This window comes from Haloarcula sp. 1CSR25-25 (assembly GCF_032027985.1).
Lineage (GTDB): Archaea > Halobacteriota > Halobacteria > Halobacteriales > Haloarculaceae > Haloarcula.
The window spans coordinates 397,840-410,939 of the sequence record NZ_JAHYBW010000001.1 but is presented as its reverse complement, the minus strand read 5'-3'; the positions used below and the strand labels follow the sequence as shown (position 1 = coordinate 410,939).

Genomic DNA, 13,100 nt, shown 5'->3' with positions numbered 1-13,100 from the left:
CCAGGCGCCCCTTCGGGACCCCAGAATCCAGACGGTCGCAGTGTGTCACACCCTTCTCACTCTGGCGAATGTGCTCCCACGATTCGGCACGCAGCCCCTGTCACACTCGACAAGTCTCAACAGCGCCACCGATTGCACTCAATCGGTCACCGCTGCACACACGCCAGGTCAACGCTGGTGAACCGTCCGGGATTGCCGGCGCTCGCGCGAACGTCTACGCGGCCCAGCGTGTTCTCCCGGCCGCAGTACATCGTTGCCCAGGCGGCGACGCGGTCGTTCTGGCGGATAACGACGACGAGTGTCGCGTCGCCGACCGGGGCGGACAGGCGGGTTTCGGCCCGGTCCGCAGGCGCCAGCTGAAACCGGGTGGAACTGCGCGCCTCGACCCCCGGCGGGAGACGGACGTCGGTCACGTTCCGCCAGGCGAAGGCATAGACGCCGCGCACTGCCGAGAGGTTCGTCACTGGCTGTGAGACCCCGTCCTCGTACTCCGCGTTGAGCTGACTGAGCCGCTCGGGGACGAGTAACACCTCGGCGGTATAGGGACTGTCGCCGTCGTTAGCGACCGAAACCGTGACGTTCGTTTCCCCGTCAGCTGGCGTCGGTGTGGCCGGTCCGTCGGCTGCACACCCCGCCGTCACGACGACGAGCGCGAGCACTGCAATGATACGGCGACTTCGTGTCATGCTGTCGCTTGTTTGAGCGGGGGCATACATCTGCTTGGCCCCGCTGTCCAGACGGTTCAGACGCTGTATTCAGCTCTGTGTCCGAGCCCTATCGCCGGCTGTGGGTTTCAACAGGGCGTTCCGGGCCTGGGGATGTGAATGAGACTCACAGACGCACGTCACGCCCTCCGACCGCCGGTACACCCAAGAGGGGGCGACGTACACTACTGGACAATGCAATCCGGGTTCGTCGAACTGTTCGTCGACCTCGTCGGCACCGACCCGCTGATAAACGGCCTCGTCGGCGGGGTCATCATCGCGACGATGAACCTCCTCGGCGCGTCGCTGGTGCTGGTCTGGCGTGACCCCTCGGAGCGGGCGCTGGATACGGCACTGGGGTTCGCCGCCGGCGTGATGCTGGCCGCCGCGTTCACGAGCCTCATCATCCCCGGCATCGAAGAGTACTCGGGTGGAAACCCGGTTCCGACCCTCGTCGGTGTCGCCCTGGGAGCGCTGTTTCTCGACCGGGCCGACGGGCTCGTTCCCCACGCACATTACCTCTTGACCGGGAGCCGGCGGTCTGACGCGGCCAACCCCAACCAGGACCTCGCTGTCGACGAGTCGAAACTGACAGGCGTCATCCTGTTCATCCTCGCCATCACGCTGCACAACGTCCCGGAGGGGCTGGCCGTCGGCGTCGGCTTCGGCGCGGCCGCCGGGGACCCGCTCCAGATAGGGGGCGCGCTTTCGCTGATGCTCGCCATCGGTATCCAGAACATCCCCGAGGGGCTGGCCGTCTCAGTCGCGGCAATCAACGCTGGCCTGGACCGGCGGCTCTACGCCGTCTTCTCCGGGATTCGTTCCGGGGCTGTGGAAATCCCGCTCGCGGTGTTTGGCGCTGTCGCCGTCGTGACCGTCGAACCGCTGCTCCCCTATGCGATGGGGTTTGCGGCGGGCGCGATGCTGTTCGTTATCTCCGATGAGATAATCCCCGAGACACACCAGCGCGGCTACGAGCGCATCGCGACGCTCGGACTGATGACCGGTGTCATCGTCATGCTGTACCTGGATATCGCGCTCGCGGCCTGAACCGTCGTCACTCGTCGTATGGCCAGTTCGGGTCGCGGTCGAGGTCCATCGGCTCCTCGCAGCTATCGGCCTCGTCGGGGGAGCACGCCCCGTGTTCGCGGAAGTTCTCCCGGGCCTCCGTCAGTGACACGTGGTTCGTATCGCTGACGAACTCCGCGTCGCCGAACTGGATGGGGTCGTCGAGCCAGTGACACACCGGACACATCTCGTATGACCCGGGCCGGCCCTCCGGGAGCGTCTGGTAGCCACAGCACGGACAGTAGCCCAGCTCCCGTGCGGCCGGATTACCGGGCATCTCGGTTGACATATTTCGTGGTATGGGTCTTCACATCATAGAATTATCGACCGCTAGTGACGCTCAAGCTACAGTTCTGGGTAAGTCGCTACTCCGATTGCGCGTCTTCGACCTTCCCCGCGTACTCCTCCAGTTCGGCGGCGAGTTCGCGAGCCTGGGCCGCCGACAGCGTCACCGAGTCCGCGTGAGGCTTCACCGCGTCGAGGTCGGTATTGTCCATCTCAAGCTGGAGTTCGACGTGGTCCGGGTTCTTCCGCGGCGCGGTCACGTTCAACACAGCCAGGGCCTCCTCCTCGAAGCCGTGGCCCTCTATCTCACCGTCGAGCAGGTCGAAGGTCGTGTACGCGTTGACCTTCATGATGCGATCGACCATACACCGCGTAGGCGGGCCGGCGACTTAACGCCGGTCACTCGGCCGCTGTCACGCCCTCGTAGCCGACCCGCTCGGCGTCCGCCGCCGCGCGGTCGATGGCCGCATCGAGGTCGGATTCCCTGACGATCTCCCCGTCACGAACCAGTGGTTCCAGCAGCGACTCGGCGTCGGCCGGCCCGTCGCGGTCGGCCAGCCCGATGTGGTGGCCGCCGTCGGCGGTGCGGTACACCGACTTCGTGCCGGTGAGCTTCCCCCGCTTGGCCGCCGGTTCGCCGTCCACTTCGACGATGTCAAGCGCGAAATCCAGCGGGTCGGCGTTGGCGACGTAGCTCCCGACGCCGAAGCCGTCGGCCACGTCCCGAAGCTCCCGGAGTGTCGCCGGGGTGATACCGCCAGAGAGGAACAGGTCCACGTCCTCGTGGCCGTAGGCGTCCAGCGTCCAGCGCACCTCCCGAACGATGTGGCGGAAGTCGCCGCGGCGGGACCCGGTGGTGTCCAGCCGGACGCCCGCGAGGTCGTCGACGGCCTCCGCCGCGCGAAGCGCCTCGTCGGTCTCGTCGCTGTAGGTGTCGGTCAGCGCGATTCGCGGCGTCTCCTCGGGGACCGCGGCGTCGAACGCCTGCCACGCCGCCTCTTGATTGCCCCGGCCGAAACAGATCATCAGCGCGTGAGGCATCGTCCCGCCGGCGTCGCGGCCGATGACCTCGCCCGCGGCGACGTTCGAGATGCCGTCGAGCCCGCCCAGCAGTGCCGACCGCTCGACCATCGCGCCGATGGACGGGTGGACGTGCCGCGAGCCAAAGGAGAGCACCGTCGACTCCGGCGCGGCGTACCTGGCTTCGAGCGCCCGCGTCGCGACGCCCGTCGGATGCGAGAGAAAGCCAAGCAGCGCCGTCTCCAGGCGGCAGAACTCCCGGTAGGGGCCCTCGATTCGCATCACGGGGCCGCCGTCGAACAGCTGTCCTTCGGGGAGCGCCTCGACGTCGACGTCCCGCCCCTCCAGCAACGCGGCGGCGTCTTTCAGCCCCGCCAGGAGCTTCCACCGGCCCGTCGCGAACTGGTTCGCCGTCACCTCGGCGACCACGTCCGGGTTCTTGCCCGCGTGCTCTAACGCTTCCATCGTCCGGTCGAAGTAGGCGTCGGTCGCCCGCCCCTCGCGAATCGCCTCTGGTGAGACGATGTCGAACTCCTCGGTCATGGCACGGTATTTTCAGTGTGACAAAAAAAGCAGTCCGGTCGGCGACTGACTCTCAGGACCCCGCTTGCCGGTGAATATCGTCGAGGTCGCCGCTTTTCGGCCCGTTGACGATGCGGACGGTCTTGCCGGACCGGACGACGCGGAAGGCGTCGTTGAACTGGTCGTCTTCCGGGACGACGTAGACGTTGTGGCGGGGCTGGCTGGCGTCGTGTTCCTCGGTCAGCGCCGCCCGATACGCCTGTTCGAACTCGGTTGCGTCTTCCTCGGTGTCCCACCGGGTCTCCCAGACGTAGCCGTACCCGCCCGAGCCGTTGCGGTACGGCACGACCAGGTCACCGCCCCAGCCCGCCGAAATATCGCTCTCGTAGCTGTAGCGGTCGCCCTCCGTCTGGCCGTTGTGGTACATCATCGCGTAGACCGAGGTCTCCCCGACGGTATCGCCGACCGGGTCGTGGTCGAAGCGGCTCCACTCGTCGGTCGAGCGGTCAGCGACGCTGACGTTCACGGGCTTTTCGTCGGGATACTTCTCCGGGTGGAGCACCTGCTCGGTGCTGTCGGGGAAGTCGTCGTGGAGCGCGTCGACGGCGCCCCAGCCGCCGTCAGCGCGCACCTGGTCGATGAACCGCGGCCCGGTGACGTAGGGCTGGTAGAGGACGGTGAACAGCCCCTCGTTGTAGCTCGGCTCCTGGCTTCCGCCGTCGCTGCTTTCCCCGCCGTCGCTGGTCCGGTCAGGCAGCGCGATACAGCCCCAGCCGTCGCCACAGCGGCGCTCGTAGAGGACGCGGACGTAGTTGGCCTCGCCCTCGGTGACGCCCTGCCGTGACAGCTGCGTGTCCTGTGTCTTCGCGGAGCCGTTCAGGCCGAAGTGCTGGTCCTGTAGCGCGTGGACCAGTTCGTGTGACAGCGTCCGCCGGTCGATCTGTGGCGTCTCGGTCGGGCTGACGATGACAATCTCGTCCCGGCTCGGCGAGTAGTAGCCCTGGACCGTCGTCGAGAGCGTGTCGCCTATCGACTCGCTGCTGCCCGAATCCTCGCCGATGATGAGGAGTGCTTCCCACACCTGGTCGTTCCAGGGGTCCTGTGGGCGGCCACTCCCGCCGCTGCCGTCGCCCCGTGAGCGGTTCCGGTACTCCGCCCGGGAGATGACCGACACCGGGACCGACTGTTTGAACTCCAGGCCGCGGACCCGCTCGACGCGGGCCATCGTCCGGGCCACGACGGCCGCCCGCTCCGTCTCGTTCAGCCCGTCGCCGGTCGTCACCGACACCGGGTCGTCGTACCAGTAGCCGCTCTCGTAGCCGATGGCGTCACCGCCGGTCGGTGTCTCGGGGTGGTTGCTGCCGCCGAGCGACGGGACCGAACAGCCGGCCAGGACGACCGCCAGCGCGACGAGGAGTTCCTTACGCATCGTGAACCTCGTCCAGTTCGTCGCCCGTCGGCGCGTTCACGACGGTGACCGTGTCCCCGTCGACCCTGACGGCGACGGCGTCAGTGTAGGGACTGTCCTCCTCGATGACCCAGTGGCCCGCCGCGGTTTTACTGCCGCCCCAGTGGGCGATTACAGCCTCCCAGGCGTCGGCGAACTCGCGGGCGTCGGCCTCGCTGGCCCAGACCGTCTTCCAGACGTAGGCCGTCTCGTCGCCGTCGTCGTAGACGTGCATCCGGCCGCCCTGCCAGCCGTCAGTCGCGGGCAGGTCGTAGTTGTACGGGTCGTCGCTGTCCAGCGACCCGTCCTCGTAGTTGATGACGTCCCGCGTCCGGACGACGCTCGACTCGTTGTAATCGTCGGCGATGGTGTACGCCATCGACCCGGCGATGGCAGAGGGACCGACGACGGCGTAGTCCGGCCGGTCGCGGTCGGTCGAGGGCCTGACACGTTCCCAGTCGCCGCCGGAACGGTCCGACAGCGAGACGGTCTCGTGGTCCCACTCGGGGTAGCGCTCGGGGTAGGTTACTTCGGGGGCTCCGTCGGGGTAGTCGTCGTAGGCGTCGTCGACGGCGCGCCAGCCGCCGCGTTCTCGGAGGTCCGTAATCAGGCCCGGGCCGTCGCTGTACGGGAAATACTGCATGAAGTTGATACCGAAGTGACGGTCGCCGCCGCCACCGCCGCTCTGGGCGGGCCTGTCGATGCAGTCCCACTCCTCGCCACAGCGGTCGGTGTACGTCTGCGTGACCGCGACGGCGTCGCCCTCGACGAGGCCGTTCCGACCCTGCACCTGGTCTCGCGTCCGCGCGTCGCTCCCCAGGCCGAACTGCTGGTCCTGCAGCGCGTGGACGAGTTCGTGGGCCAGTGTCCCCCGGCTTATGGTCGGCGTCTCGGAGTCGCTGACGATGACGATCTCACCGCGCTGGCTGCTGTAGTAGCCCAGCACGCTCTCGCCGCGGTTGCTGTTCTGGACGGCGATGGAGTCACGTCCCTCGCCGACGAAAAACAGCGCCTCGAACTTCGCGTTGTCGAACCGGCGGAGGGACTCGCCGGCTCCGCCGCCGGTGCTGTTGCGGTACTCCGCCCGCGAGACGACGGAGACCGGCACTGTTTCTTTGAACTCCAGGCCGCGAATCCGCTCGACGCGGGCCATCGTCCGGGCGACGACGGCCTCCCGTTCGGTCTCGTTCAGCCCGTCGTCGGTCGTCACCGACAGCGACTCGTTGTACCAGTAGCCGTTCTCGTACCCCAGCCGGTCCGTCGCAGGCGCTGTCGGGGCGGAGTCGTTGCTCCCGTAATCGGTCGCGGGCTCGCTCGGCGTCAGGGCGTCGCCGCCGGGCTCAGTCTCGGGCGACGAACTGGGTGCCTGACAGCCCGCCAGCAATAGCACCACAGCGCAGAGAACGGCCAGGGCGAAAGGGCGGCGCATCTACCGTCACGGAAGGTCACCACAGTGAAAAGTCACACGCTAGGTGCGGCCACTGGTCGTGTGGCGAGACAGCGGTTCGACGCTCCCGACCGAACCCACTGCGGGGGTAACTTTGGTAGTCGCGCCGTCCAAAGGTTTGCCCATGGAACTCGACCCGTCACAGACCGCCCTGGTCGTCGTCGACATGCAGAACGGTTTCTGTCATCCCGACGGGAGCCTCTACGCACCGGACAGCGAAGCGGCCATCGAGCCCTGCGCCGAACTGGTCGACCGTGCTCGTGAGGCCGGCGCGCCCGTCGTGTTCACCCGCGACGTGCATCCGCCCGACCAGTTCGAGGACACCCACTACTACGACGAGTTCGACCGGTGGGGCGAACACGTCGTCGAAGGCTCCTGGGAAGCGGACCTCGTGGACGATTTCGACCCGCGGGACGAGGAGTTGGTCGTCGCCAAGCACACCTACGACGCCTTCTACCGGACGGAACTGGAGGGGTGGCTCGACGCCCACGGCATCAAAGACCTGGCCATCTGTGGCACGCTCGCGAACGTCTGCGTGCTCCACACCGCCTCCAGCGCCGGTCTTCGGGACTACCGGCCGGTCCTCGTCGAGGACGCCGTCGGCTACATCGAAGCCGACCACCGGGAGTACGCACTGGACCACGCCGACTGGCTGTTCGGCGAACTGACCGGCCGTGACGAACTCACCTTCGCCTGACGGATGGGCGGGGACCCGGTTCGCGGCGACGTGACCGAAGTCGAGGACGGTCCCGAGTACGACCTGAGCTTCCGCGACCATCCGGAGCAGTACGGGAAATCGTAGCTACGCGGACGGTTCGTCGCCGGTCGCGCCCCGCTCGATGGTCACGCGCACCTCGTCGCCGACGGCGAGGTCGATACCCTCACCGACGAGCTTCGCGCCGAAGCGCTCGCGGCCACAGAACAGCGCGACCCCGGTCACCGGCTCACCGTTCGCGTGTACGGTCAGGTCGTCCCACGCGACCGTGCGGCCGTCGGCTGTCCCGACACGCGTTCCGGCGATAGCGGCCTCATCGGTCCCGTCACCGGCCAGCAATCCACCACCCGAGTAGTGGGGCAGGCCGCCGTCGAGGACCCCCGTGTCGCCGCCGACGTCGTTTCCGATGCCGGCGAAGCACTCGCCCGGCGCCGGATGGGCCGGTTCGTCGAGTCGGACCCAGGTCTCGCCGCCGTCGACGACGGTGCCGGCCCCGTCCCAGGACAGCGGTGTCACGTCGACGGCCACGTCCACCGGCAGCGACCCCGACGCCCGGTAGGGGTTCGCGTCCGGGGGCCGGAAGCCGAGGTGGATGTGGTTCGGCACCCACGGTGCGAAAAAGCCCGCCCGGACCAGCTCTCCGAGGTCGTCGCCGACGGCGACTGTCTCGCCGGGTTCGACGGCGGGGTCGACGTGCAGCAACCGCGCCACGGTGTCGCCGGTGTCGACCAGGATGAGGTGGTCGTGTTCGGCGGCGTAGGCCTTCGGCGGGGCCCGGACCGCCTTCGTGTCCAGCACCTCGCCGGCGACCGGCGACGGTGCGCGCTCGCCGTCGGGGTAGAGGTCGATAGCACACCCCTCGTCGTGGGCATCAAAGGGCGAGTTGTACAGGGAGAACCGGTAGTACTGGAAGAGCACGTCCCGCGGTATCGTGACGGCCATCGACGGCGATTAGGGGTGTACCGGTATGGCTCTGTCGTCCACGACCATCTTGTTGCGCGTCGGGTTCGCGCCGACCGCGCGACCCACTTCTCGAAAAACGTGGTCTCGCTGAGGGGAGTCGTTCGAGGGGCGCAAGCGCCCCTCGAGATGACGAGAGAGCGAAGCTCTCTCCAACCACGAAGCAAGGCTCGAGAGACGAGCGGCGCGAGTCTTTCGGTGGCGAAAACGCCGCGCTCTCACAGAGTTCGAAGCGCGGTACACCAAACGCCGGCTGTGGATTGCTCTCGCTCTCTGCTTTTGACAACTGGTGACGCGGCATCACGATGGCCCGTTTCGTTACTGCACCCTCGGTCGTCCGAGGGTTCAAGACCCATGCCGGGGCCACCTCTTCGCGTGCGCTGACGACGACCGCGGCGGGGGCAGCGGGAGTGCGACACGTCCCGCCGCGACGGCTACGTGTCGCCTGCTCGCTATCCACTGCTGAAAGGAGTGCTATCCGCTGGCTCGGCGGACCGTTTTAGCCCAGCGGGTCCGTACCGTCTGACCATGCATCTGCTACGGGGCCGCGCCGCCGATCCAGAGACCGACTTCGAGCGGACCCGCGAGATGGCGGACACGGTCGCCGAAGACCGCGAGCCGGCCCTGCGGGTCTGGCGACCGCACAGACAGGTCGCGTTCGGTCGCCGTGACACGAACAGCGACGGCTACGACCGAGCGCGCCAGGCCGCCCGCGACCGGGGGTACACCGTCATCGAGCGCGCCGTGGGGGGTCGCGCCGTCGCCTACACCGGGTCCACCGTCTCGTTCTCTCTTGCCGTCCCGACCGAGGACCCGCGTGGAACCATCGATGACCGTTACGAATGGGCCAAAGCCGCTGTGCGGCGGGCACTCGCCGACTGCGGCGTCACCGTCCGGACGGGTGAACCGGACGCCGCGTTCTGTCCCGGGAGCCACTCGCTCCAGGCGGGGGGTAAAATCGCCGGACTCGCCCAGCGCGTCCGCCGGTCCGTGGCTGTCGTCGGCGGCATCGTCGTCGTTCGGGACCACCAGGCCATCGCCGAGGTGCTGGCGCCCGTCTACGGGGCGCTCGGTGTCCCGTTCGACCCACAGAGCGTCGGGAGTGTTGCCAACGCTGGGGGGACTGACGACCCCGACCGGGTCATCGCGGCGCTGGAGCGGTCGCTGGCTGACGGCCGTGACGTGTCGGTGAGCGCTATCCGAGACACTTAGGGGCGCGCCCGGCCGACTGGGGGTATGCTCATCCGTAACGCGACGCTGCCGGACGGCGACCAACGCGACGTCCGGGTGCGTGGCGAGTCCATCGTCGAGGTCGGCCGCGACCTCGACGCGACCGACCAGCACGTCATCGAAGCGACCGGCAAACGCCTCTTCCCCGGCATGATCGACGCCCACGTCCACTTCCGCCAGCCCGGCTACCCCCACAAGGAGACGTGGGAGACAGGCTCGCGGTCAGCGGCGGCCGGCGGCGTCACGACCGTGGTCGACCAGCCCAACACCAACCCTCCGACCATTGACGGCGAGGCGTTCGACCAGAAAACCGAGTTCGCCGACGACTCAGTCGTCGACTGGGGCATCAACGGCGGCGTCACGGCCGACTGGATTCCGAACGTCCTCCTGCGCCGGCGCCTGTTCGCGCTCGGCGAGGTGTTTCTCGCGGATTCGACCGGAGATATGGGTATCGAGGCCGACCTGTTCGCCGATGCGCTGGAGGCCGCCGCTGACAACGGCGTGCCGGTCACGGTCCACGCCGAGGACGCCGACTACTTCAACCACGACGCTCGCGCCCGCGACGACGCCGACGCCTGGAGCGCGTTTCGGACCGCAAAGGCCGAAGCGAAGGCCGTCGAGCGGGCCTGTGCCGTCGCGAACGAGCACGACACGACGATACACATCGCCCACACGTCCACGCCGGAGGGCGTCGACATCGCCAGCGAGGCCGGGATGACGACCGAGGTGACGCCCCATCACCTGTTGCTCTCCCGACGCGACCTCTCCGAGCTGGGGACGTTCGGACGGATGAACCCGCCCCTGCGCCGCGAGAAGCGCCGCCAGAAGCTCTACGACCGGGTCGTCGACGGAACTGTCGACATGATCGCGACCGACCACGCACCACACACCCGTGAGGAGAAAGACGCCGGCATCTGGGACGCGCCGTCGGGCGTCCCCGGCGTCGAGACGGTCCTGCCGCTCCTGCTAGCTGAAGCCCGTGACTCGGACAGCGGACTCACCTACGGGCGCGTTCGGGACCTCACCGCACGTAACCCCGCCGACGTGTTCGGACTGCCACAGAAGGGGGCCATCGAAGCCGGCAAGGACGCCGACCTCGTACTCGTCGATACGACCGAGACGAGCGAGATCCGCGGTGAGACGCTCCACTCGAAATGCGACTGGACGCCGTTCGAGGGGCGTGACGCGGTGTTCCCCGAATGGACGATGGTCCGGGGCACAGTCGTCTACGAGCGCGGCGACGCGCTGGCTGCGGACACAACGCCACAGGAGGACGTGTTCTACGACCACCGCGGCGAGAACGTCCGTGGCGCGGACAGCGAACGGCTAGAGTAACGCCGCGACGACGGACGTCCCGATCATTATCCCGCCGCCGCCGCCACAGAGCCGGGCCATCGCTCGCCGCGAGTCGCGCTCGGTCCAGTTGCTTCGCGTGTCCATGTGTTCCTGCATGGCTTCGATGCCGCGGCCGGCGAGTATCGACCCCGACCAGCCCAGCAGGCCGAAGCCGAACACCAGCGCGCCGAGGGCGAACACTGTCGCCTCACTCGACCGCGCATCACCGGTATAGAGCGTCCAGCCCGCCATTCCGACGCCACCAAGCACCAGGCCGACGACCAGCCCGCTCCCGAACAGTCGCATCCGGACCGCGACGTACCGTCGGAGTCGGGGTGAGTCACCGGTCGAGGCCATCAGTCGACCGCTTCGCGCATCCGGGGGTCGAGCGCGTCGCGCATCCCGTCGCCGAGCAGATTGAACCCGAGCACGGTGATGGCGAGGAACAGGCCCGGGAAGAAGGAGAGCCACCACTCGCCGGTCAGGAGGCCGTTCTCGACGCCGCGGGACAGCATCAGGCCCCACGACGGCGTCCCGGCCTGTGCGCCGAATCCGAGGAAGGACAGCGCCGCGAGGTCGATGATGGCGAGCCCGAAGTTCAGCGTGGACTGGACGGTGATCGGTGCGAGCGTGTTCGGCAGGATGTGCCGGACGAGAACCCGCGGGTCGGTCGCGCCCAGCGCAACTGTGGCGTCGACGTACTCGTCTTCGAGCACTTTGAGCGCGGCCCCGCGGACAACCCGGGCGAACCGCGGCGTGTACACCAGCACGAGCGCCACCACGGCCCGCCAGAGTCCGAGGTCCCGCGGGAAGATGGCGACCAGCGCGAGTGCGAGTAGCAGCGGCGGGAACGCCAGCAGCACGTCCATCGTCCGCATGATGACGTTGTCGGTCACGTCGCCGTAGTACGCCGCAATAATCCCCAGCCCGACGCCCACGGTGGTCGAGGTGCCGACCGTAATCGTCCCGAACTTCAGGGCCAGCCACGCGCCGTACAGGCTCCGCTTGTAGATGTCACGGGCCGCCGCGTCCGTGCCGAACAGCTGCTGGTTTGCGGGTGCGGGACCGAGCCAGCCGGGCGGCGCGCGGTCGACGATGTCGGTGCCGAGTTGCGAGCTCGTAAGCGCGCCGAAGTCGTATGTCACGCGGGCGTAGACGGCGACAGCGGCCATGCTGAGGATGATCGTCAGCCCGACGACGGCGAGGCGGTTCGTCAGCAGATCGGCGAGGAACGGGGACGCCCGGAGGCGTCCCAGCGTGCCCCGTGTCTCGGTGTCCGTACTCATTGTTGAATCCGTGGGTCGAGGTAGCTGTAGGTGACGTCGACGAAGAGGTTGACCAGCGTGAACAGCAGGGCGAAGGTGAGTACCGTTCCCTGAACGACGGGGTAGTCCGAGACGCCGATGGCGGTGACGATCGTCAGCCCCATCCCGTTGATGCCGAACACGGTTTCGGTCAGGACTGCCCCGCCCAGCAGCGTCCCGAACTGGATGCCGATGACGGTGACGACCGGAATCAGCGCGTTCCGGAAGCCGTGTTTCATCAGCGTAATCTTTGCGCCCTGGCCCTTCGCCCGCGCGGTTCGGATGTAGTCCTGCCGGATGACTTCGAGCATCGAGGAGCGCATCATCCGCGAGATGAGCGCCGTCGAGTAGACGCCGATGACCACCGCCGGCAGGAACAGGTGATGGGCCGCCGAGAGGAACGCCTCAGCGTTTCCGAGGAGAATGGTATCGACCGTTATCATCCCGGTCAGCGGCAGTTCACGGCCGAACAGCGTCCAGGTGTCGGGCAGGAACAGCGTCGACTCGATGCGGCCGCTGGTCGGGAACACGTCGAGGTACGTCGAGAACAGCAGGATGAGCAGCGGCCCGGACCAGAATATCGGGATCGAGATACCGGTCAGCGCCCCGATCCGGGTGACGTGGTCCGTCAGCGAATCCTGCTTGACCGCGGAGATGATTCCAAGCGGGAGGCCCAGCAGGATGCCCGCCGCCTGGCCGTAGATCGCCAGTTCGAGCGTGATGGGGAGCCGGTCGGCGATGACCGAGCGGACGCTGTTCCCGCGGCTGATGCTGTAGGACTGGCCGAAATCGAACCGTGCCGCGTCCCACAGGAAGCCCAGATACTGCTCCCACAGCGGGCGTCGCAGCCCGAGCTCTTGCCGTATCTGTTCGAGCTGTTCGGCGGAGGCCCGCTGGCCGGCGATGACGATAGCCGGGTCGCCGGGGGCCAGGTGGAGAATCGCGAACACGACCGACGCCACGCCGAACAGCACCGGGACGAGCAACAGCAGCCGCTTGATCACGAAGCGTGGTGGCACCACCGGTTCGATTAGCTTGAAAATAGACTGTGTCCAGTTCATTC

At 67.7% G+C, this 13,100-nt stretch carries 14 protein-coding genes; 4 read left to right on the top strand and 10 right to left on the bottom strand.

The annotated features are described in order from the left end of the window. Positions 1 to 146: 146 nt before the first annotated feature. Positions 147 to 686: a hypothetical protein gene (locus KZ498_RS01890; RefSeq protein ID WP_312616322.1), complete on the bottom strand. Its 540-nt coding sequence runs from the start codon at positions 684 to 686 to the stop codon at positions 147 to 149. A gap of 213 nt (positions 687 to 899) precedes the next feature. Between KZ498_RS01890 and KZ498_RS01885 the strand changes: the two genes are divergently transcribed. Then, on the top strand, positions 900 to 1,754 hold the full coding sequence (locus tag KZ498_RS01885) for a ZIP family metal transporter (RefSeq protein ID WP_312616320.1): 855 nt from the start codon (positions 900 to 902) through the stop codon (positions 1,752 to 1,754). 7 nt (positions 1,755 to 1,761) lie between these two features. Here KZ498_RS01885 and KZ498_RS01880 read toward each other — a convergent pair whose 3' ends face one another. The 5 genes from KZ498_RS01880 to KZ498_RS01860 form a co-directional block, all read right to left on the bottom strand. Beyond that, a complete protein-coding gene (locus KZ498_RS01880) occupies positions 1,762 to 2,061 on the bottom strand; it encodes a CPCC family cysteine-rich protein (protein WP_312616318.1) in 300 nt (99 codons plus the stop codon). Between the two features lie 76 nt (positions 2,062 to 2,137). Further along, positions 2,138 to 2,422 (bottom strand): DUF6360 family protein, encoded by a 285-nt coding sequence (locus KZ498_RS01875; protein WP_312616316.1) that lies wholly within the window; start codon positions 2,420 to 2,422, stop codon positions 2,138 to 2,140. A 34-nt stretch (positions 2,423 to 2,456) separates the two neighbouring features. Continuing rightward, positions 2,457 to 3,620 (bottom strand): nicotinate phosphoribosyltransferase, encoded by a 1,164-nt coding sequence (locus KZ498_RS01870; RefSeq protein ID WP_312616314.1) that lies wholly within the window; start codon positions 3,618 to 3,620, stop codon positions 2,457 to 2,459. Between the two features lie 52 nt (positions 3,621 to 3,672). Continuing rightward, a complete protein-coding gene (locus tag KZ498_RS01865) occupies positions 3,673 to 5,028 on the bottom strand; it encodes an Hvo_1808 family surface protein (RefSeq protein WP_312616312.1) in 1,356 nt (451 codons plus the stop codon). Next, positions 5,021 to 6,475, bottom strand: a complete 1,455-nt coding sequence (locus KZ498_RS01860) for an Hvo_1808 family surface protein (protein WP_312616311.1) — start codon at positions 6,473 to 6,475, stop codon at positions 5,021 to 5,023. Before KZ498_RS01860 ends, KZ498_RS01865 begins: the two co-directional genes overlap by 8 nt. Before the next feature lie 142 nt (positions 6,476 to 6,617). Between KZ498_RS01860 and KZ498_RS01855 the strand changes: the two genes are divergently transcribed. Beyond that, complete coding sequence (locus KZ498_RS01855; RefSeq protein WP_312616310.1) at positions 6,618 to 7,190, top strand: isochorismatase family cysteine hydrolase; 573 nt, start codon at positions 6,618 to 6,620, stop codon at positions 7,188 to 7,190. Between the two features lie 105 nt (positions 7,191 to 7,295). Here KZ498_RS01855 and KZ498_RS01850 read toward each other — a convergent pair whose 3' ends face one another. Then, positions 7,296 to 8,150 (bottom strand): hypothetical protein, encoded by an 855-nt coding sequence (locus KZ498_RS01850; protein ID WP_312616308.1) that lies wholly within the window; start codon positions 8,148 to 8,150, stop codon positions 7,296 to 7,298. A 546-nt stretch (positions 8,151 to 8,696) separates the two neighbouring features. Between KZ498_RS01850 and KZ498_RS01845 the strand changes: the two genes are divergently transcribed. Continuing rightward, the gene (locus KZ498_RS01845; protein ID WP_312616307.1) at positions 8,697 to 9,380 is read left to right on the top strand and encodes a lipoyl protein ligase domain-containing protein; all 684 of its coding nucleotides are present in this window, start codon (positions 8,697 to 8,699) and stop codon (positions 9,378 to 9,380) included. A 24-nt stretch (positions 9,381 to 9,404) separates the two neighbouring features. After that, on the top strand, positions 9,405 to 10,733 hold the full coding sequence (locus KZ498_RS01840) for a dihydroorotase (protein WP_312616306.1): 1,329 nt from the start codon (positions 9,405 to 9,407) through the stop codon (positions 10,731 to 10,733). Here the strand turns inward: KZ498_RS01840 and KZ498_RS01835 are convergent. From KZ498_RS01835 to KZ498_RS01825, 3 genes are read right to left on the bottom strand one after another with little or no spacing between them, the layout of a single operon-like run. Next, positions 10,725 to 11,090: a hypothetical protein gene (locus KZ498_RS01835; protein WP_312616304.1), complete on the bottom strand. Its 366-nt coding sequence runs from the start codon at positions 11,088 to 11,090 to the stop codon at positions 10,725 to 10,727. The genes KZ498_RS01840 and KZ498_RS01835 overlap by 9 nt on opposite strands. Then, complete coding sequence (locus tag KZ498_RS01830) at positions 11,090 to 12,019, bottom strand: ABC transporter permease (protein ID WP_312616302.1); 930 nt, start codon at positions 12,017 to 12,019, stop codon at positions 11,090 to 11,092. The genes KZ498_RS01835 and KZ498_RS01830 overlap by 1 nt, the downstream gene beginning before the upstream one ends. Then, the gene (locus KZ498_RS01825; protein WP_312616301.1) at positions 12,016 to 13,098 is read right to left on the bottom strand and encodes an ABC transporter permease; all 1,083 of its coding nucleotides are present in this window, start codon (positions 13,096 to 13,098) and stop codon (positions 12,016 to 12,018) included. The genes KZ498_RS01830 and KZ498_RS01825 overlap by 4 nt, the downstream gene beginning before the upstream one ends. Between the last annotated feature and the right edge of the window lie 2 nt (positions 13,099 to 13,100).

Coding starts and splice junctions, on each gene's coding strand:
- KZ498_RS01850 (WP_312616308.1), bottom strand. CDS start 8,150: ATGGCCGTCACGATACCGCGGGACGTGCTCTTCCAGTACTACCGGTTC.
- KZ498_RS01830 (WP_312616302.1), bottom strand. CDS start 12,019: ATGAGTACGGACACCGAGACACGGGGCACGCTGGGACGCCTCCGGGCG.
- KZ498_RS01845 (WP_312616307.1), top strand. CDS start 8,697: ATGCATCTGCTACGGGGCCGCGCCGCCGATCCAGAGACCGACTTCGAG.
- KZ498_RS01825 (WP_312616301.1), bottom strand. CDS start 13,098: ATGAACTGGACACAGTCTATTTTCAAGCTAATCGAACCGGTGGTGCCA.
- KZ498_RS01890 (WP_312616322.1), bottom strand. CDS start 686: ATGACACGAAGTCGCCGTATCATTGCAGTGCTCGCGCTCGTCGTCGTG.
- KZ498_RS01860 (WP_312616311.1), bottom strand. CDS start 6,475: ATGCGCCGCCCTTTCGCCCTGGCCGTTCTCTGCGCTGTGGTGCTATTG.
- KZ498_RS01840 (WP_312616306.1), top strand. CDS start 9,405: ATGCTCATCCGTAACGCGACGCTGCCGGACGGCGACCAACGCGACGTC.
- KZ498_RS01885 (WP_312616320.1), top strand. CDS start 900: ATGCAATCCGGGTTCGTCGAACTGTTCGTCGACCTCGTCGGCACCGAC.
- KZ498_RS01835 (WP_312616304.1), bottom strand. CDS start 11,090: ATGGCCTCGACCGGTGACTCACCCCGACTCCGACGGTACGTCGCGGTC.
- KZ498_RS01880 (WP_312616318.1), bottom strand. CDS start 2,061: ATGTCAACCGAGATGCCCGGTAATCCGGCCGCACGGGAGCTGGGCTAC.
- KZ498_RS01865 (WP_312616312.1), bottom strand. CDS start 5,028: ATGCGTAAGGAACTCCTCGTCGCGCTGGCGGTCGTCCTGGCCGGCTGT.
- KZ498_RS01875 (WP_312616316.1), bottom strand. CDS start 2,422: ATGGTCGATCGCATCATGAAGGTCAACGCGTACACGACCTTCGACCTG.
- KZ498_RS01855 (WP_312616310.1), top strand. CDS start 6,618: ATGGAACTCGACCCGTCACAGACCGCCCTGGTCGTCGTCGACATGCAG.
- KZ498_RS01870 (WP_312616314.1), bottom strand. CDS start 3,620: ATGACCGAGGAGTTCGACATCGTCTCACCAGAGGCGATTCGCGAGGGG.